We start from the raw sequence: 20,324 nt of genomic DNA on the forward strand, positions 1-20,324 counted from the left end.
GAATTCAGGGCGCAACCATTTCCGGGCGGCTCGCAGCCTCCTAGATCAGCTGACTTTCCCGCCACTGAGTCACTTTGGCAGCATCAACATCTAGCCAGTCCTGCAAAACCTCGTCGGTGTGCTGACCCAGCTCAGGACCTGCCCAACGTGTACTTGCCGGGGTGTCAGTCAATAGCGGGTGAACCGCTGGCATGAGACGAGGCTCGCCGTTGACCGGCACACTCTCGAACATCCCGCGATCCTTGAAATGCGGATCCTCCACCATGTCGGCAATGGAATTGACGGGACCTGCCGGTACATCCGCATCATCCAGGATCGCCAATGCATCCGTCGAATCCAGAGTGGCACTCCAGGCGGCCAGCACCTGATCAATTTGCTTTTCGTTGGCAATGCGGCCCTGGTTATTCGCCAACTTCTGATCTTCGGCCATCTGTGGTTGACCGACCGCTACCATCAGACGCTTGAAGATGGTATCCCCATTGCCACCGATAACGATATAACGATCATCTCTGCACTGATATGTATTAGTAGGGACGATCCCCGTCACCGTCGAACCCGACGGCTCCCGTACCACGCCAGCCCCATCGTACTCAGGCAGCACACCTTCGAGCATATTGAATACCGACTCCACAATCGAGACGTCCACAACCTGCCCTCCCTGCCCCAGGCGCTGGCGTGCGATGAGTGCCAGCAGTGCACCGATGGTGGCATGCATACCAGCCAGAGAGTCCCCCAGAGACAGGTTCAGACGTACCGGCTTCTCTCCGGGCTGCCCATTGAGGTAGCGCAAGCCACCTGCCGCCTCACAGGCCGAGGCAAAACCGGGCTTGACCGAATAAGGCCCGGTCTGTCCGTAACCGGACACGCGGGTGTAGATAAGCTCCGGGTGCATTTTTTCAAGAACATCCGGCCCCAGCCCCCAGGCCTCCATTCGTCCGGGACGAAAATTTTCGATCAGAATGTCAGCCTGCATCAGTAATTGCTTTGCTATCTCAGCACCGTCAGGATTTGACAGATCCAGCGTCACTGATTTCTTGTTGCGAGCCAGGCTGCGCCACCAGTAAGAGGTACCTTGTTCATCCAGTTCTCGCCATGTCCGCAGCGGATCTCCCCGACCCGGCGGTTCGATCTTGACAACCTCCGCGCCAAAAGCTGCCAGCATCTGTCCGGCAAAAGGCCCTGCGATCAGCTGCCCCATCTCCAGTACCCGTATGCCGGACAGAGGTAGATTACTCGTTTGCGTCATAGGTGGGGACTCTCAACTCTGGGCTGAACTATCAACGATTGGGCGGCACAACTTCCTAGCCGATCGAAAAACGGCTTTTCATCAGACGATCAAACCATTTGAGCAAGACACCATCCACGGTGCTCTGAACACCGATTGAAAAGCGCTCCATCAGGCCCTTTCGCACTTTGTAACTGATGATCAGTACTTCACGCTCTTCGCAGGCATCAATCAGATACTGATCACTGGTCGACAGATGATCCGCCAGATTCAGATCCAGGGTGTCCTGCCCAGACCAGATTTCACCGGTCGCCACCGCATCGATATCAAGGCTCGGACGACGCTTGCTGACGTAGGCCTTGAACTGGGTATGAATACGCTCGATATCCTCGATGAACTTCTGTCGTCCTTCTTCGGTGTTCTCTCCAAAAACAGTCAGAGTTCGCTTGTATTTACCGGCGGTGAGCATCTCGAAATCTATGTTCAGCTCCTTCAACAAGCGATGGAAGTTGGGAATCTGAGCCACGACGCCGATCGAACCCAATACCGCAAATGGCGCTGCCACCAGCTTGTCAGCAACACAGGCCATCATGTAACCACCACTGGCAGCCACTTTGTCGACACAGATCGTCAGCGGCACTTTCTTGTCGCGGATACGATCCAGCTGCGAGGCTGCCAGGCCGTAGGAGGTCACCATGCCGCCGCCGCTTTCCAGCCGCACCAACACCTCATCCTCCGGCGTCGCCGTGGTTAGCACTGCCGTGATTTCACGTCGCAGCTTTTCCACTTCACTGGCCCGGATATCACCATCAAAATCCATGACGTACAAACGTTTACGAGTTGTTTCAACGAGCTTGGTTTCACCACTGCCACGTTGTTTTCGAGCCATTTTCGCGGCTTTCCTGGCCGCCTTTTTTTCAGCCTTGTCGGCCGCTTTCTTGTCCTTTTCTGCCTGCTTGCGCTCTTCAGGCTCCATCAGGGAAAACGACAGCGCCTCCTGCATATCCTCAAGATTTTCATTGTATTTCTTGATCTCGATATGCCCCTCTCCTTCGCCGCCTCCTGACTCCCGACCTCGCATCGCCGCCGACACGATAGCCGCGATGATCGCCACCACGGCAATCACGAAGGTCAATGCCTTCAGGAAAAACAAACCGTACTCGTAAAAAAATTCAGCCACTCTCTACCTCTGGGTGTGTGTCATTTCAGTTTTCGCAGACCGGGACGGACTCAATGGTTATGACTCAAAACCACCCCGTCGGGTCTGCTCACTGGAAACTATAGTTTATGTATGAACCAGCACTGATGAATGCGCGGGTTTCTCTGGTAATCACGGTCAATGGACCAGCTATTGCGATCCTCCACCTTGATTCCTCGTGTTACATCATCAAGTAATTCGGGGTCCATCTTGAAGCGCCGGTAATTATTGGAAAAGATCAGGGTGCCTCCCGGTGCCAGCACTTTCAGGCATGCGTCGATGGCACCGACGTGATCACGCTGTACATTCCAGTCATCCTCAACCGCATTGGAGTTGGAAAAGGTAGGAGGATCGAGCAGAATCAGATCGAACAACATGTCATCACGAATGCCGACGGAGGCATGCTCCAGCCAGGTGATGACATCCTGTCGTACCACTTCATGTAGTTGCTGTGCGGCACCGTTGCGATCCAGATTGCGCATGGCCCATTGGCAATAACGATTGGAGGTGTCGACCGAGACGCTGCTGGCAGCGCCGCCCATGACAGAGGCGACAGTAGCACTGCCCGTATAGGCGAACAGATTGAGAAAACGCTTGCCTTCACTATTCTTGAACAGGTGGCGTCGCACCGGCCGGTGATCAAGAAACAGGCCGGTGTCCAGATAATCCGTGAAATTCACTTCCAGCCGCGCACCAAACTCTTCAACCAGAGAAACACTCGAAGAGGCGGGTTGTAACTTCTCATACTGCTTCAAGCCGCTCTTTACCTCGCGTACTTTCAGATGCACTCGATTGGGAGCAATATCCAGGGTCTCAGGAATGATGGCCATCAAGGCCTCCAGACGTGCCTCTGCCATGGCAACATTGACGGTGGCTGGCGCCTGATATTCCTGTACGACACAGTGCAACTGATCGGATTGGTACAGATCCACAGCCACTGCGAATTCAGGCAAATCGGAATCATATAACCGGAACGCCCGAATATCACTTTGTTTGCGCCAGCCTTTCAGGCCGCGCAAATTTTTCCTCAGACGATTGGCAAACGGGGTGGCATCCACACCCGGAACTTCTCGCGGGCCGCGATACAGCGACGCCTGTGGGTGCTCATCATCACCGACGAACCCACCCTCATTGTTCACATCTGTACTTCCGCCCTCCATACTGCCAGCATCGGCCCCACCAGCCAGCGGCGCATCGTAACCGAGCTCTACCGGGGCGGCGGTATGACTTCGTGCCTTGCCTGTTCTGGGGATTTCCCCGATCAGTAATACACACTCAATTCCGCCGTTTTTCGCCTTGAACTGCTTTGACAGAGGCAATCGTGCACGTGCATACGGTGCCGCTTCTGCCGTGAACAAGGCGACCTGCCAGCCGGCATACTGCCTGCTCAGACTGGAACCCAGTTCGGCATAAAAACGCGCATCACCCGCCAGCCGTTCGCCGTAGGGAGGGTTGGTGACCAGTAAACCGTCACTGATATCGCCCAGAGTCTGCGGCCGACCGTCGGCAAGCGCCACAACAGCCAGACTAACGCAGTCCTCCAGCCCGGCCTGAGCCAGGTTATGACGACAGTTATCAATCGCACGTGGATCCTGATCACTACCGGCAATGATCACAGGCGAGGGCCTGATGGCAGCCTCGGCGGCATCCAGTGTTCTCTGCCACAACTCGGCATCATGACCTTTCCAGCCCAGAAATCCATAGTACTCACGTAACAGTCCCGGCGCCTTGTTACAGGCCATCATGGCCGCCTCGATCAGCAATGTGCCTGAACCACACATTGGATCGGCCAGTGCCTGACCCCGCTCCAAGGCCTCCGGCCAACCCGCCGACAACAGCAGGGCTGCGGCCAGATTCTCCTTCAGAGGCGCCAATCCGCCCTCATCACGATAACCGCGCCGATGCAGACTACTGCCTGACAAATCGATCGCAATGCGTGCCTTGTCACGGAACAGATAGACGTTAATACGTAAATCAGGCGTTTCACGCTCGACATTCGGCCGCCGCCCCATGGCATCACGGAACTGATCGACCACCGCATCCTTCACTTTAAGGGCGCCGTATTGCGAATGCGTAATGGCTGAGTTGGCGGTAAAGAAGTCCACTGCCAGCGTGCCATCCACATCAACATGCTCAGACCAGTCAATCTCCTGCACCAGTGCATACAACGCCTCGGGTGTCGCTGCAGGGCCCTGATGGATAGGGATCAGAACGCGGTTGGCGACTCGCGACCACAGACAGGCGGTGTAGCCAGCGGCAAGACCGCCACTGAAACGCACCCCGGCTCCAGCGCTCTGAACATGCTCCAGCCCCAGCTCACGTAGCTCTGCCGCCAGCAGATGCTCCAGGCCGGTGCCACAGGTGGCATACAGCTCGGCGTGGGATAAGGAATCAAGCAGAGTGGGTGTTGTGGAAGAAGACAGCAAGACGGATGAACCCGGTTGAAAAAAAGACATGATCGACAATTCAGCTGGCAAGCCTGCAGGTCACCGTAGCTACGCCGTCAAGCGGCGAGTCGGTCCTTGCAGAATCATCAGAGCTGAACAGCCGCATTTGGATACAATGACCATTGTATACGGGGAAACCAATGCCGCGACGCTCCCGGCGGCTGACCTGAACAAATATGAAACTGACCAGTTACGGTGCAGCCGAGGAAGTAACGGGCTCCTGCCACCTTATTGAAACCAGCAATCACAAGGTTTTGTTCGATTGTGGCCTTATTCAAGGCAGACGAAAGGATGAATTACGTAACCATGACCCCTTCCCTTTTAATCCGGCCGAACTGGACGCGGTAGTCCTCAGTCACGCCCATATCGACCATTGCGGTCGTTTGCCGATGCTCATAGATCAGGGGTTCACTGGCAAGATCCACTGCCACGATGCCACGGCGGATCTGGTTCAGATTCTTCTGAAGGACTCTGCCAATCTTAACGCTCGCGATGTCGAGTACAGAAATCGCAAACGCAAGCGCGCTGGCAAACCCTTGCTGACACCACTGTACAACCAGGAGGATGTGGAAAACACGCTGGACAAGCTGGCGCCCATGCAATATCTCACATCGGTCAAAGTGGCTCCGGGTGTTTCCATCAAACTTTACGATGCCGGCCATATTCTAGGCTCAGCCATGGTTGAAATTACGCTGGTTGAGGACGATGAGACACGCACTGTTGTGTTCAGTGGCGATCTGGGACATCGTGGCTCGCCCATTCTGCGGGACTTCAGCTGCTTGCAGAAGGCCGACCTGGTGCTGATGGAAAGCACCTACGGTAACCGCCTGCATCGCGACTGGTCAGAAACAGTCAAAGAGGTACAGGAAATTGCCAGTGCTTTGAGCAGTACTCGCGGCAATATTCTGATTCCTGCCTTTTCAGTGGGCCGCAGCCAGATGATCCTCTACACCATGGCAAGATATTTCAAGGAATGGGATCTGGAACGCTGGAAAATATTTCTGGACAGCCCCATGGCCATTCGAGCCTGCGAGGTCTATCTGAAACATACAGCGCTCTACGACGAGCAAGCTGCCGCGTTCTACAAGAAGAATGGGCCATTGCTGTCCATGCCAAACCTGACATTTTCACAAACAGCTGACCAGTCTCGCGCCATCAATGCCATGCAAACTGGCGCTATCGTCATCGCCGGCAGTGGTATGTGCACAGGGGGGCGCATTATTCACCATCTAAAGCACAACCTGTGGCGGGCTGATGCCCATGTCATCATTGCCGGCTATCAAGCCCATGGCACGCTGGGTCGAAAACTGGTTGATGGCAAGAAAACAGTCAAGATCTGGGGTGAGAAGATCGTCGTGCGGGCCACGATCCATACCGTTGGTGGCCTTTCTGCACACGCCGATCAGCAGGGCATGATGGACTGGTATGCAAGCTTCGAAGACACACCTCCGGTATTACTGGTACACGGTGAAGTCAAGGCCATGCAGGTTCTGGCTGACCGACTGACAAGCGAACTGGGCGCACGTGCCCGAGCAGCGCAGCCGGGCAAATCGACAGATTTACTGGCTTTGGATAAATTTGGTCGCTAAGCATTCGTTCTGGTACGGTTCGACTTATTGGAAAACGAAGTCAATTAGCAAAACCGCCCAGTCAGTGGCCTGTCGCGTTTCTCAGGACCATGCTCCCTGTCAGCACCGGCCTGCAGTAACAACAAACCTTCCCTACAGATCGATTGTGAGATCAGAATAGATGAGTACAGAAGAAAGAGAGTCGATGGAGTTTGATGTCGTTGTCGTAGGTGCAGGCCCCGGTGGCCTGGCCACCGCCTGTCGACTGATGCAGATCGCCAAGGAAAATGAGCAGGAAATCAGTGTTGTTGTGCTGGAAAAAGGCTCTGAAGTGGGCGCTCATATCCTGTCTGGAGCCGTCATCGAACCACGGGCCCTGGACGAACTGTTCCCGGATTGGAAAGAGAACGGTGCGCCATTGAAAACAGCGGTCACCCGCGATGACATCCTGTTTTTCACCAGCCCGACGGCCTCCGTAAAAATGCCGCCATTTCTGTCCCCGAAAACCATGCATAACCATGGCAACTACGTGGCCAGCCTGGGTAACCTGACGCGCTGGCTCGGCGAACAGGCCGAGGCTTTGGGTGTGGAAATATTCCCGGGGTTTGCTGCAGCCGAAGTTCTTTACCATGAAGATGGTCGCGTCAAAGGTGTTGCTACCGGCGACATGGGTCTCGACGTTGACGGTAACCCCAAGGACAGCTTCGAACGTGGCATGGAACTGCATGCCAAATATACGGTGTTCGCAGAAGGTTGCCGGGGACACCTGGGCAAGCAGCTCATCAGCCAGTTCAAGCTGGATGAAGGCAAATCTCCGCAGCATTACGGTATCGGTGTGAAAGAGCTCTGGCAGATCGATCCTGCCAAACACGAGCCGGGCGTCGTTGTACATGGTGCTGGCTGGCCACTGTCTGAAACCAAGACCACCGGTGGTGCCTTCATGTATCACCTGGAAGACAACCAGGTCGTTGTCGGACTGATCATCGATCTCAACTACGCCAATCCGCACCTGAGCACGTTCGAAGAGTTCCAGCGCTTCAAATCACATCCTGTCATTCGCGATGTACTCGAAGGCGGCGAACGTATCTGTTATGGCGCTCGTGCCATTGCCAAAGGGGGCCTCAATTCCCTGCCACGTATGAGCATGCCTGGTGCCCTGCTGGTCGGGTGTGAAGCTGGCACACTGAATTTTGCCAAGATCAAGGGCACTCACACGGCCATGAAGTCCGGCATGGTGGCTGCAGAAACCATTGCCAATGCACTGGCCAAAGGTGATGAAGGGCGTGAGCTGACTGAGTTCAATGACGCTTTTCTCAGTAGCTGGGCTGGCGATGAACTGCAGCGCTCACGTAACTGGGGACCCGTCATGCACAAGTTCGGTATGTATCTGGGTGGCGCCTACAACTTTATCGACCAGAACTTCTTCGGCGGTAAACTCCCCTTCAACTTTCGCGATGACACACCTGACTACGCCTGCATGAAGCCGGCAGACAGCTGCCTCGCTCCTTCCTATCCGAAGCCTGACGGCAAGGTGACATTCGACAAGCCCTCATCGGTTTTCATGTCCAATACCAATCATGAAGACAACCAGCCAGTGCATTTGAAACTCACTGACCCCAGTGTGCCCATCCAGGCGAACCTGCCCAAGTATGCCGAACCAGCACAGCGCTACTGTCCGGTGGGTGTCTACGAAGTGGTTGTGAAGGATGACGTTCCGCAGTTCCAGATCAACTCGCAGAACTGTATTCACTGCAAGACCTGCGATATCAAGGATCCTGCTCAGAACATCACCTGGGTGGTCCCCGAGGGGGGCGGCGGACCGAATTATCCCAATATGTAGAAAGTAGAAATCGGCTGACCGGTCAGCTAGAACACTTCAGGTGTTCTAGCTGACTTTCAAATCAGTCGTCTGCCGGAGGCGGTGTCTTGGGCTTGGCAACCCTGGGAGCACGCTTGGCCTTGACCACCGGGGCCTCAGCACTACTGGCTGCTGGTGCTTTGGCAGCTGAAACCTTTGAACCATCCTCAGCTGCTACCTTGCGTGGAGCTCGCTTGGCAGCCGCTCTTGGCTTCTTGGGAACATCTCCAGCGCTCTCTGTCGCCGCACTTGTAGCCGCAACCTTGTTTTCTGCCGCTTCGCTGGCTGCTTTAGGCTTCCTGACTGCGGGCGCCCTTACCGCTCTGGCGCGTGGCTTATCGCCTGTTGCTTCAGGTGATGCAGCTTCGGCATTACCTTCACTGGCAACTCTGGGCTTGCGTGGTGCACGTGGCTTTTTCACGGCTGCCGCATCGCCACCACTTTGCGCTTCAACATTGCGTGTCTGTGGAGCAGTGGGTGCCGGTGCAGGCTGCGAAGCTCCCTGAGCTGGTGTCTGGGCAGGTGCCTGAGTAGTGGCCTGAGTAGTGGCCTGAGTAGTGGCCTGAGTAGTGGCCTGGACAGCTGTCTGGACATCATTCACAGCGGCTCGGTTTCTTCTAACCGGGGCCTGCTGAGCGTCATTGGCAACGGGTGTGTTTACTGTCGCATTGTCGGTAGCGTCAGAACCCCTGCCCTGCTGAGCATTGGTTGACGAATCCGCACCCTGCTGAGGATTGCGATTCGAATTTCGCCCCTGCTGATTGCGATTCTTGTTGCGATTGCGATTCTGATTACGACCACCGCGAGGGTTCTGGTTAGGATTCTGGGCGTTGTTCTGCCCCTCCTCACCCTGAGCCTGAGCCTGAGCCTGAGGCTGGTTGCGATTAGGATTGGGGTTACGTGCCTGTCCCTGCTGTGCCGAGTTGTTGTTGCGTTGCGGACGTCCCTGAGCATTGCGTCCCTGATTTCGCGGCTGTCCGGTCTGGCCTGGCTGACGACGAGTCTGCCCATTTCTGCCCTGCTTGCGATTACCCGGGTTACGAGCGGTATTTCCGTGCACCAGGCTACCGACTTGATAGGGATCTTCCATACCAATCAGATTACTGTCTGATGGAAAACGGTTATTGACGTTGCAACGATCCCGATTACCGAAGTTTTCATCTTCGTACTCGGTCTCAGCCGCCGGCTCTGGCAGAGCACGGTTGCCGATGTTATCCATCTCTTCGGTCAGTTCACGCTGTGGTGGCAGTGCCCGGTTACCCTTCTCAATACGGTTGCCCGCATTATCATCGTCGTTGCCACGACCGCGTTTTCCGGATCGACCACTGCGCTTCTTGCGGTTTCGACCAGCATTGCCGCCATCACCGCGAGGCGCATTGCTGTTGCTATTACTGTTGTTATTGTTTCGGGTTCGCGCTCCCCGATTCGGCCTGGGCGACCCGCCGTTTTCCCGGGAGGAACCTGACTGACTATCCGCTGACGCACCGCCTGAACCTGACGATACCGATGGCAACTCGCTATTGGTCATATATGTACTATCACTCTGGTTTTACAACTCAATTCCATCACCTATGGCAATCCGAATGCACAGAACCGGAGCTGTTAGCGACTCGGTTTGATTCAAACGAAGTGTGAGGCCACGACCATGATCGGGCGTCGAAATGCCAGCCTTTCATGTAACAGACGGAGAAGGCATGTTACCTGCTTGGCAAAGGTCAATCTCTCTCAGGTCTCACTGCGACAGTTCTGTATGGTCTACAGTCTGTATCAAACTTGACCCTGACGCGGCCTGAGTAATTGTTAGTATACGCCAGCTGGTCTCATTCGGTCGCATTAATGCCTCTTTGCCCTCCCAAGGGCTTACTTGGGGCCTGCATGGACCACCACAACCCGTAGACTTCAAGTTTACTGGGCTTTCCATTCAATTCGAAATCCAATTCATACTATTGTGAAAACAGAATCCATATCCCACTGGCAACACGAATGGTTTGGCAATATTCGAGCCGATATCCTGGCTGGCCTGGTCGTTGCCCTCGCTCTTATTCCCGAAGCCATCGCATTTTCGATCATTGCCGGGGTCGATCCGAAGGTTGGCCTCTACGCCTCATTCTCGATTGCTGTCATCGTATCCATTACCGGCGGCAGGCCTGGAATGATTTCGGCGGCCACCGCAGCGACAGCGGTTCTCATGGTAACGCTGGTCAAGGATTATGGATTGGAATACCTTCTGGCAGCCACCGTACTGGCTGGTTTACTGCAAATTGTTGCCGGTTTACTGAAACTGGGCATGGTCATGCGATTCGTCTCGCGCTCGGTCATGACAGGCTTTGTCAATGCATTGGCCATCCTCATCTTCATGGCACAGCTTCCCGAGCTCACTAACGTGCCCTACCTGACCTACATCATGGTAGCCGCAGGCCTGGCCATCATCTACTTGCTACCGCGGTTTACCAAGGCCGTTCCATCCCCCTTGATATGCATTATAGTGCTAACCATTATCACGCTGGCACTGGGACTGGATATTCGCAACGTGGGCGACATGGGTGAACTACCTGACTCGCTACCTATTTTTCTACTGCCTGACATCCCGTTTACGCTCGAAACCCTGATGATCATCCTGCCCTACTCGGTGGCTGTCGCGGCCGTCGGCCTGCTTGAATCCCTCATGACAGCCTCGATCGTCGATGAATTGACGGACACTCGCAGTGACAAGAACCGCGAATGTATCGGCCAGGGTATCGCCAACACCGCTACCGGTTTTATCGGCGGTATGGCAGGTTGCGCCATGATCGGTCAGTCAATCATCAATGTTAAATCCGGTGGTCGTGGTCGTTTGTCCACCTTCTGCGCAGGCATGTTTCTCTTGCTGATGATCGTTTTTCTGGGTGACTGGGTCAAACTGATTCCCATGGCAGCCCTGGTCGCCATCATGATCATGGTATCCATCGGTACCTTCAGCTGGTCGTCCCTGGTCAACCTGCGTGATCATCCACGCAGCTCCTCAATCGTCATGCTGGCAACCGTCATTGTTGTGGTTGCGACCCACAACCTGGCTATCGGCGTACTGGTTGGCGTGCTGTTCTCGGGCATTTTCTTCGCCTGGAAGATATCTCAGATATTCAGGGTCTCATCCACTCTCAGCGATGACAAACTCACGCGAACGTATCTGATCGAAGGCCAGCTGTTTTTCGCCTCCAGCGATGAATTCACAGCCGCTTTCGACTTCAAGGAAGCGTTGGAGAAAGTCGTCATTGATGTCAGCATGGCTCATATCTGGGACATTTCCAGCGTTCAGGCCATGGATATGGTGGTACTGAAATTCCGTCGCGAAGGCAGCGAAGTGGAAATAATCGGTCTGAACGAGGCCAGTGAGACTATTGTCGATCAGCTCGGTGTTCATGACAAACCCGGTGCTCTTGACGATATGATGAACCATTAGATTGAGAGGTTGAACTGATATGTCAAAAGTCGTAGCAGTCGTAGATGGCTCAGCCTATTCTGCCAGCGTGTGCGAACACGCTGCCTGGATGGCCAATCTCTCTGGCTCCCAAGTGGATGTGATTCATGTACTGACCCGCCGGGACACCTCCGGCGAACAGTCCAATCTGAGTGGCAGTATCGGGCTTGGTGCTCGTTCAGCCCTGCTCAGCGAACTGGCAGAACTGGATGCACAGCAGGCACGTCTTGCCCAGAAACGCGGCCGTGCCATTCTGGTAGATGCAGAAGCACTCATTTCGGAGCGTGGCGTGAGTGAGGTCCAGACTCGATTGAGGAATGGTGAAATTGTTGACACCGTCAAGGAGCTTGAAGAGGAAGCAGACCTGATTGTCATGGGAAAACGCGGGGAATCCGCCAATTTCGACACCCTGCACCTGGGCTCCAATCTGGAAAAGGTCATGCGTTCCATACACAAGCCGGTACTGGTCGCCTCGCGCGCCTTCAAAGCACCCAGCAAGGTTCTGCTAGCCTTTGACGGTGGTCCCAGTGCATTGAAAGCCGTGGAGTTCATCGCAGGCAGGCCCGAATTCAATTCCCTGCCCATTCACCTGCTCAGTGTGAGTCGTGATTCGACCAGCGATCAACGCCAGCTGGAAAGTGCGGTTACCACCCTGAAGAACGGAGGTTACGAGGCCACGGCAGAAAGTGTTGATGGCAATCCGGAAACAGCCATCGCCGATAAGGTGAACAGTGAGGGTTTTGATCTGGTTATCATGGGGGCCTATGGGCATTCACGCATTCGCAACCTGATCATCGGTTCGACAACCACAGAAATGGTTCGCTCTTGCATGGTGCCGATTCTGTTGTTCCGCTGAATCAGGCGAAGCACAGCTTGTGGCCAAGCGTCATGGAATTGAATAACGTGCAGTTGATCACTAACTTATCGTTACTGTCAGGCGTTTAAGGCCTGCTTTCCTGACAACAAACTTTTCACGGCAGATGGCAATTCAACGCCTCTGCCGGCTTTACCCAAAGGTGGTGATTACATGCATGACATCAAACAACAACTGGCTCCTGGCTGGAGTGGCGTCAATATCGGCCTGATAGTCCTATTGTTCATGTTCACAGCATGGCCTTTGGCGTTAGTGATGATCGCTTATGTTGTCTGGGGCGAGAAGCTCGGCCTCAACCTGGGACGTCCCGAAACCCTGTCTGTATTCGGTCGACGAGTGTCCACCGCCTTCAAGGCAGGCCTTGACAGCTTCTCCAGACATTCCTGATACCTACGGGGCTCGTGAGCCTGGTGAATTAGTCTTTTCACGAGCCCTGAGACCCCGGCATGAAACATTCGGGGCATTCACATTTGTAGAATCTGGCCGTTATACCTGAATCGTTGGGTAGTAACGCTTACAAATAATGCCTCGAGCTGTAAATTCGAATCTGCAACGGCGTTTCTGGTGGCAGATCAGCATTGCCTTAGCACTGGCCCTGCTTGCCAGTTTGCTGAATGCCAGCAGCTCTCCCCTGTGTTTGTATGTGTCCTCTTACAACCAGGGAGAAACCTGGTCCGATGGTGTTGAGCGTGGCCTTCGCGATGCCTTGGGTCATCGTTGCGAAATTGCCAGTTTCTACATGGATACGCATCGATACCGGCAAATTGAAGAGATGCAGCAAGCAGGTCTGGCCGCCTATGAACTAGCTCGTGATCTGCAACCGGACGTTATCATTACCTCCGATGACAATGCGGCCAAGTACCTGATTCTCCCCTACCTTGTTGATACCAGCACGCCGGTGGTTTTTGCCGGTATCAACTGGACCGTCCGAGAGTACGGTCTGCCAGCAAGTAACGTCACGGGCATGGTCGAAGTAGCGCCGCTCAAATCCATGCTGAGCAATACGCTTAATACCGTCTCGCACTCTCTGGAAGAGCGCACCTTCACGCAATACAAAATGAGAGATGAGGCGCGCATCCTGTTTCTGAGCAGCAATACTCTCAGTGAAAGAAAAATGCTGTTTCGCCTCAACTCGCTGGCCAGCAGATCCTTCGGCAGTAATGTGGACAGCATTCTGGTCGATGATTTTAAAAACTGGCTTGCCGGCTTCAAGGTCGCACAGCGATACGATCTTGTCATCATCGGCAACAATACCGGCATTCGCGATTGGGACGATAACGTCGCCGAGCTGCACGTGCGCTCACATACCAAGACACTCAGTGTCACCTTCAACACCTGGATGATGAGGTACTCCGTACTCGGCTTTACGCGGGTAGCAGAGGAACAGGGAGAGTGGGCAGGTCTGTCTGCTGTCGCCCTGCTCGACGGTCTTTCCGTCAGTGATATACCCGTTGTGACCAATCGCCGGGTAGAAACCTGGGTGAATCCGAAGTTGCTCAGCAACAGTGGCTTGCAGCTTAATCCGAGACTGATCAACAGCGCCAGAAAGTACTATTGACGTGCGGTCTCAAGCCTTCAACCCACGAACCTTGCGCTGGATCAAAGTCGCCCTCTGTGGCGCCTTGCTCATACCGGCCCTCTTGTTGACGGCCCATTCGATCAACGGATTGCAGCAAAAGGAAATCGCGGCGGAGCGCATGCGTACCGCCGCCTATGAAATCAGCGAAAAAGTGGGAGGTATCAGAACCCTCATGGCCTCACTGGTTGGCCTCTACCAGGCCTCCGGTCAACTCGACGATCAGGCGCTGATGCTGTTCTCCAAACAGATAATGGAGCATGCCGATCACGTCACCAGCATTGCCCGATACGAACACATCATCAATTCGGAGCGTCGGCAATTTGAAAAAAATCTGAGCGAAACAGGAATATTCAATTTTGAAATAGGCCATATGGACAGCCTGGGTAAAAGAACCATCAGAAGGTCTGCGTATCAGTACCACCCCATCACGATGCTCGAGCCTCTCAGGCCTGACAATGCCCGACTCATCGGTGCAGATCTGGCCTCTCTTGAAGGATTGGGGAAAACTCTGGACTTCATCGCAAGGAGGAACGAGTCTCTACTGACCACCTTTCCCGACGCCTGGCCTTATGGTCGGCAGATGGTCTTCTTCAGGCCAGTCTACCTTGGCCAGCAGATCCCGGCGACGGAGTCAGAAAGGCGCAGGCAGGCAGCCGGTGGGTTCTGGATAACCGTGGATGTCGAAAAATTTCTGGGAAAAATTGCAGACCGATTGAGTGATTTCGACATTAGCGTCCAAATCACTCAGGGTGACAGCACTCGCCTGCTGTTCGAGCAGAAGGCAGAAGTTGCAAGCCCACTCTACCTGCGCAGCCTGTACCCACGCCAGCAGTTTGTCGAAAAATGGGAATCTGACACCAGCACGCTGATCATCAGCTACCAGACACAGATCGGCTACTCTGGATATATATTGTGTTTATCGTTAGCTTCCATAATGGCATTGATGCTGGTGATTTCCCAGCTCTATGCACAGCGCAGGCAAAGACTGATACGCGAACAGGAACGTCAGAATGATCATGACGCTTTGTTCGAAATTCGTGAAATGGCTGAAAAAACGCTCAATGCCGTTCAGGACGCCATCATCACACTGGATGCCGATCTGTGCGTCTCGCACATCAACCCGGCGGCAGTCATACAGTTCAATGCCAAACCCAGCGCAACCATTGGCAAGCCTCTGGACCAGGTTGTGCGGTTCCAGATGGCCGATGAGCGCGAGAGCTTGTTTGATCTGGAAGCGGCGCTGCAGAATCTGTCTCACAATAGCAGAGGCGAATTTGACATTGTTCCCATCGGACATTCGCACGCAGACTTCATTCTTAATCTGACTCTGAGCAGCTCACGTAATCCCAATGGCGATGCCTCCGGACATGTCATGGTCATGCGCAACGTCAGTCAGGAGTATCGGCTGACTGCCAAGCTTGCCTATCAGGCCAACCACGACGCTTTGACCGGTTGCAGCAATCGTTATCACTTCGAGCAAACACTGGCAGGCCTTATTGACGAGCTGCCCTTCAACGATTGCCAACATGCACTTTGCTATATCGATCTGGACCAGTTCAAGGTAGTCAACGACAGTTGCGGGCATCGTGCGGGCGATCGTCTACTGGCTGAACTCTCCGAGCAGCTGCGCCCCCTTGTACGCAATGAAGATATTCTATCCCGATTAGGCGGCGACGAATTTGGTCTGCTGATGATCGACGTCAGCCCTGAGCTGGCAAATCAAATAGCCAATCGGCTGTTTGAATTTTTCCAGACACATACCTTTCGTCATGAAAACAAGGTCTTCGCCGTAAGAGCCTGTATCAGTGTCGTTCAAATCGACAGTGATTGTGACAATATGAAAGACGTTCTGGCAGCGGCTGATATTGCCTGCTTTACAGCCAAGGACTCAGGGCGCAACAGGCTGAATGTCTACTCAACCACCGACGTTGCCATCAATGAACGCTCAGCCGAACTGAGCTGGTTGCCACGCTTGCAAAATGCCTTGCAGAATGATGATTTCATGCTGTATCTGCAACCCGTCGCAAGCATTGCCCTGTTGGCGGATGATCCAACAGTGGCTTCTTCCATTCAGCATTTCGAATTCCTGCTGCGCATGAAAGGCCCTGGTGGAGAAGTACTGGCCCCCTGGCAGTTCATTCGTGCCGCAGAGCGCTACGACTTGATGAGACAAGTGGATCGCTGGGTCATACGTAATTCTCTGCGCACGGTTGCCGAGTTGAAGGGAGGCCCCGGCGGGACATGCAGCTACTCCATTAATCTGTCTGGCCAATCAGCAGCGGACCCAACGCTGAAAACGTTCATTCAGGAGCAGTACGATAACTATCAGATCACGCCCTCTCAGATCTGGTTCGAACTCACGGAAACTGCTGCCATTTCGCACATCTCCGTCGCCAACGAATTATTTCAGAGCATTCGTGCAATGGGCTCACTGATTGCTCTTGACGATTTCGGCTCAGGCTTGAGCTCGCTCGGGTATCTGAAAAACATGCCGATCGATATCATCAAGATCGACGGTCAGTTTGTCCGCGAAATAGCCAAAAACAAGATCGATCGCCAGATGGTGTTGTCCATACAGCAACTCGGGAACGTCATGGGCATCAAGACTGTAGCCGAATATGTCGAAGATCAGGACATCCTGGATGAACTGATCAAGATCGGTATCGACTACGCGCAGGGATATCGCATCGGCGAACCCGCACCGGTGGCCACCAGCTTGCGAGATATTTTCGGTGACCAGCGTGCTGCATGAGTTCAGCCGGCCCCACGCCCATGCCACCAATTTCCACGATACAGGCACAGCGAAAACCATCGAGCATGGGAGTTGTCACGAATCTCCCTTATCCGTGACAACGGTACTGATCTTGTCGTCAATCAGTTCAGAGAGAGGTGCTGACGACCTGACCGTTCAGGGAGACTGCATTCAGCATCGTCTGAGCATTAGGACTGTGTGCAACAGATATCTGGTGAAGCTCTTCAAAAGTAGCTGCCGAGGCATCCCCGGTTACATGGATGGTGTAATCAATTTGCGGGAATCCAACGGTAGAGTTGGACTCGACCCCCAGAAAACCTCGTAAATCCAGACTACCGGAGAAGTCAATTTCCAGCGTCTCCAGTTGAATTCCCTTGGCGGATGCTCCGGCCAGGAAGCTGACCATCATGCAAGCCCCAAGCCCTGACAAGAGTAGTTCCTGCGGATTTGCCGCATGGTTGGTGCCGAGCAACTGCTTGGGCTCGTCGGCTTTCCAGCTGAACTTGCGGCTGACTTTGTGTCCGCCAACCGTCATAGGTTTAGCTTCGATGCGGCTACGAGTTCCGCTTTCCCATACTATGTTGATACCGTATTCCATGGCAGCTTCTTCAGGGGTTTCGCGAACCTCGTTTACAAATTCGCTCAGGGCGGCGGTGGCTATTCCGTTACGCATTTTTGCTCTCCTTGGTGTTGGCGATCATGGCAAGCGCCTGATCAAAATCTGCAATGAGATCGGCCGCATCTTCGATGCCTACCGACAGGCGCACCGTTCCGGGCAAAATGCCCATGTCGATACGTTGTTTCTGGGTAAATCCGGCTTGCGATGAATTGAAAGGCAGACTGACCAGGCTTTCGACGCCCCCCAAGCTAGTCGCCTGTTTAGGTAGCTGCAGTGCATTCAGCAGAGCAAGCGCGGCCTCGTCGCCACCTTTCACCACAAACGTCACGTTACCCGTTGCGTTGCTCAGCAGACGGGCAGCAACCTCATGGTCAGGGTGACTGGGCAGCAGAGGGTAGAAAACCCTTTCAACCTGACCGTGAGCTTCAAGGTGCTGTGCCAGCGCATGTGCGCTTTCCTGATGGGCCCGCATCCGGATGGCCAGTGTTTTCAAACCCCGCTCCAGCAAGAAACAAGCATGCGGATCCAGCGATCCGCCATAGGACAGCATACGCGGCCAGATTTGATCAATCAGCTTACGCGGGCCCAGTGCGACACCGGCGATCAAGTCGCTATGCCCATTCAGGTATTTCGATGCAGAGTGCACAACGACATCAACACCTAGGTCGAGACATTTCATTCCTATGGGTGTTGCAAAGGTTGCATCAATAATCACTCGCAGCTTGTGACGCCGGGCGATTTCAACGATCCGTGGAATATCTACTACTGTCAGCAGTGGATTGGTGATGGCTTCGAAATAGAGGATTTGTGTATGTGGCTGAATGGCTGCTTCAATCGCCTCAAAATCTCGTGGATCGACCAGCGATGCCGACATTCCAAACGTCGGCAGCTCCTGATTGAACAGATTGTACGTGCCACCATAGAGTTCATTAGAGGCAACAACGTGTGCGCCCTTGTCCATGAACGTCAGAACCGCTGTGGTAATAGCGGCCATGCCTGAGCTGAACACGATCGCCGATTCTGCGCCTTCAAGCGCAGCGAGCTTCTCCTGAACGGCCCACTGCGAGGGATTGCCGTAGCGAGTGTAGATAAACCGGTCACGTGGATACCCGTCGTGAATCGAATCGTATTGGTCCTCATTCAACAGGAATGTTGAGGTCTGATAAATAGGCGTCCCCACGGCTCCGGTCCGAGGATCGTCGGTGGTACCCGCATGAACAGCGCAGGTCGATGCTCCTTGCCAGCTCCCCTGCTTTGTCGAAAAGGAAGGGCCCGCCATTCTCTTGCGTTTCAGATCAGACAACCAGGTTGCCTCCGGATCAACCGGAGAAAAACTTCTGGCATCTCCTCTTTTCATGTTGTCATCATTCATAAACTGTCCTCGTAGATGATATGGGCGAAAGCTATCGATGATTGGGCGTTGCAGCCGTTGCCATTGCCATTGGATCCACAGTGCTTACAGACTGATCCTGCGAAAATCCTGTAGCGTGGCTTGAACTGTTTTCAGAAAATGAGCTGCAGCAACGCCATCGACCACCCGGTGGTCCCAGCTCAGACTCAATGGCTGCATCAAACGAGGCTGGAACTGGACCCCGTCCCAGACGGGTTGAATCGATGACCTCACCATGCCAAGGATCGCCACCTCTGGTGCATTGATTATTGGGGTAAAGTTCTCCCCGCCGATTCCACCGAGCGAGGAAATAGTAAATGTGCCGCCCTGCATATCCGACAGCTTGAGCTTGCCTGCGCGTGCTTGCTCAGCTAGAACTATCATTTCAGCAGCGATTTCACGCAGACTTTTGCGATTGACATCCTTGATCACCGGCACCATCAAACCATCTGGAGTATCTACAGCCACACCAAGGTTGTAGTACTCTTTCAGAATCAATTCATCACCATCAAGCGATGAGTTGAATTTGGGATGCTGCTTCAACGCTGTGGCAGTAGCCTTGACAACGAATGCAAGAATGCTCATCTTCACAACGTCAGGTTCCGAATTTACATTCTTCCGGAATGACTCCAGATCCGTTATGTCGGCTTTCTCGAAATTGGTAACGTGCGGGATAAAAACCGAATTGCGTGCCAGAGCGGGACCAGAGATCTTTGCGATTCGAGAAAGTTTCACGCGTTCAATAGGGCCGAATTGGGCATAATCAACAATTGGCCATGCCGGAAGATCAAGACCAGAGCCACTCACAGGGGCGGTTGATGCAAGCGCTTTTTTGACATATTCAACGATATCATTCCGGGTAATACGCAACTTTGAGCCAGTCCCTTTTACAAGGTTGACATCGACATCCAACTCGCGAGCGAATTTCCTTACCGACGGTGAGGCATGCGCCAGGCGCCCCGCAGAGAAAACAGGCAACACCTCTCTTGGCTGACTGGTTTCCACGGGCGCAACTCGGTTGCATTTCACGCCACCCTCAGCTTGCTGCGATTCCTCAGGCACGGGTTCATCCACAGGCATTGAGTTACCTGCGATGATCTGGCCCTCTGAGCTAACGACTTCAAGCCGTGCAATCAGCGTCCCTCTGGAGACAACATCTCCTTCCACCAAAAGCAGTTCAACAATCTTGCCCCCCGATAAAGCAGGTACGTCGAGCGTTGCCTTGTCACCTTCCAACACCATCACCGTGTCGTTTTCCTGAATACTGTCGCCGACCGATAGCTGTAGCTCTATGACAGGAACATCGTTGAAATCCCCGATATCAGGAACACGCAATTCAATCAAGGCTGTCATTTCA

At 54.0% G+C, this 20,324-nt stretch carries 14 protein-coding genes; 7 read left to right on the top strand and 7 right to left on the bottom strand.

Annotated elements, in window-relative coordinates; translation table 11 throughout:
* Positions 1-40: 40 nt before the first annotated feature.
* From IMCC3135_RS26740 to rlmKL, 3 genes are all read right to left on the bottom strand, one after another.
* Positions 41-1,246, bottom strand: a complete 1,206-nt coding sequence (locus IMCC3135_RS26740) for a CaiB/BaiF CoA transferase family protein (protein WP_088920375.1) — start codon at positions 1,244-1,246, stop codon at positions 41-43.
* Positions 1,247-1,301: 55 nt separating this feature from the next.
* A complete protein-coding gene (sohB, locus tag IMCC3135_RS26745; RefSeq protein WP_088920376.1) occupies positions 1,302-2,405 on the bottom strand; it encodes a protease SohB in 1,104 nt (367 codons plus the stop codon).
* A 98-nt stretch (positions 2,406-2,503) separates the two neighbouring features.
* Entirely contained in the window at positions 2,504-4,879 is a 2,376-nt protein-coding gene (gene rlmKL / locus IMCC3135_RS26750) for a bifunctional 23S rRNA (guanine(2069)-N(7))-methyltransferase RlmK/23S rRNA (guanine(2445)-N(2))-methyltransferase RlmL (RefSeq protein WP_088920377.1), read from the bottom strand.
* Positions 4,880-5,046: 167 nt separating this feature from the next.
* On the opposite strand from rlmKL, the gene IMCC3135_RS26755 reads away from it, so the two are divergent.
* Positions 5,047-6,459: an MBL fold metallo-hydrolase RNA specificity domain-containing protein gene (locus IMCC3135_RS26755; RefSeq protein WP_088920378.1), complete on the top strand. Its 1,413-nt coding sequence runs from the start codon at positions 5,047-5,049 to the stop codon at positions 6,457-6,459.
* Positions 6,460-6,619: 160 nt separating this feature from the next.
* On the top strand, positions 6,620-8,278 hold the full coding sequence (locus tag IMCC3135_RS26760) for an electron transfer flavoprotein-ubiquinone oxidoreductase (protein ID WP_205737724.1): 1,659 nt from the start codon (positions 6,620-6,622) through the stop codon (positions 8,276-8,278).
* 61 nt (positions 8,279-8,339) lie between these two features.
* Here IMCC3135_RS26760 and IMCC3135_RS26765 read toward each other — a convergent pair whose 3' ends face one another.
* Positions 8,340-9,824: a hypothetical protein gene (locus IMCC3135_RS26765; protein ID WP_088920380.1), complete on the bottom strand. Its 1,485-nt coding sequence runs from the start codon at positions 9,822-9,824 to the stop codon at positions 8,340-8,342.
* 435 nt (positions 9,825-10,259) lie between these two features.
* On the opposite strand from IMCC3135_RS26765, the gene IMCC3135_RS26770 reads away from it, so the two are divergent.
* The 5 genes from IMCC3135_RS26770 (at position 10,260) to IMCC3135_RS26790 (ending at position 16,958) form a co-directional block, all read left to right on the top strand.
* Positions 10,260-11,735 carry a SulP family inorganic anion transporter gene (locus IMCC3135_RS26770; RefSeq protein ID WP_205738179.1) on the top strand — a complete coding sequence of 492 codons (1,476 nt, stop codon included), beginning with the start codon at positions 10,260-10,262 and terminating at the stop codon, positions 11,733-11,735.
* 19 nt (positions 11,736-11,754) lie between these two features.
* Positions 11,755-12,609 (top strand): universal stress protein, encoded by an 855-nt coding sequence (locus IMCC3135_RS26775; RefSeq protein WP_088920382.1) that lies wholly within the window; start codon positions 11,755-11,757, stop codon positions 12,607-12,609.
* A gap of 171 nt (positions 12,610-12,780) precedes the next feature.
* Complete coding sequence (locus IMCC3135_RS26780; protein WP_088920383.1) at positions 12,781-13,014, top strand: DUF2852 domain-containing protein; 234 nt, start codon at positions 12,781-12,783, stop codon at positions 13,012-13,014.
* A 136-nt stretch (positions 13,015-13,150) separates the two neighbouring features.
* Positions 13,151-14,185, top strand: a complete 1,035-nt coding sequence (locus IMCC3135_RS26785; protein ID WP_088920384.1) for an ABC transporter substrate-binding protein — start codon at positions 13,151-13,153, stop codon at positions 14,183-14,185.
* Position 14,186: 1 nt separating this feature from the next.
* Complete coding sequence (locus IMCC3135_RS26790; protein WP_088920385.1) at positions 14,187-16,958, top strand: EAL domain-containing protein; 2,772 nt, start codon at positions 14,187-14,189, stop codon at positions 16,956-16,958.
* 127 nt (positions 16,959-17,085) lie between these two features.
* On the opposite strand, the gene IMCC3135_RS26795 is transcribed toward IMCC3135_RS26790, so the two are convergent.
* The 3 genes from IMCC3135_RS26795 to IMCC3135_RS26805 form a co-directional block, all read right to left on the bottom strand.
* Entirely contained in the window at positions 17,086-17,631 is a 546-nt protein-coding gene (locus tag IMCC3135_RS26795) for an OsmC family protein (RefSeq protein ID WP_088920386.1), read from the bottom strand.
* The gene (locus IMCC3135_RS26800; RefSeq protein ID WP_205737725.1) at positions 17,624-18,949 is read right to left on the bottom strand and encodes a trans-sulfuration enzyme family protein; all 1,326 of its coding nucleotides are present in this window, start codon (positions 18,947-18,949) and stop codon (positions 17,624-17,626) included. Before IMCC3135_RS26800 ends, IMCC3135_RS26795 begins: the two co-directional genes overlap by 8 nt.
* An 84-nt stretch (positions 18,950-19,033) precedes the next feature.
* Complete coding sequence (locus tag IMCC3135_RS26805) at positions 19,034-20,320, bottom strand: 2-oxo acid dehydrogenase subunit E2 (protein ID WP_088920387.1); 1,287 nt, start codon at positions 20,318-20,320, stop codon at positions 19,034-19,036.
* Positions 20,321-20,324 lie beyond the last annotated feature (4 nt).

The organism is Granulosicoccus antarcticus IMCC3135 (assembly GCF_002215215.1).
Classification (GTDB): domain Bacteria; phylum Pseudomonadota; class Gammaproteobacteria; order Granulosicoccales; family Granulosicoccaceae; genus Granulosicoccus; species Granulosicoccus antarcticus.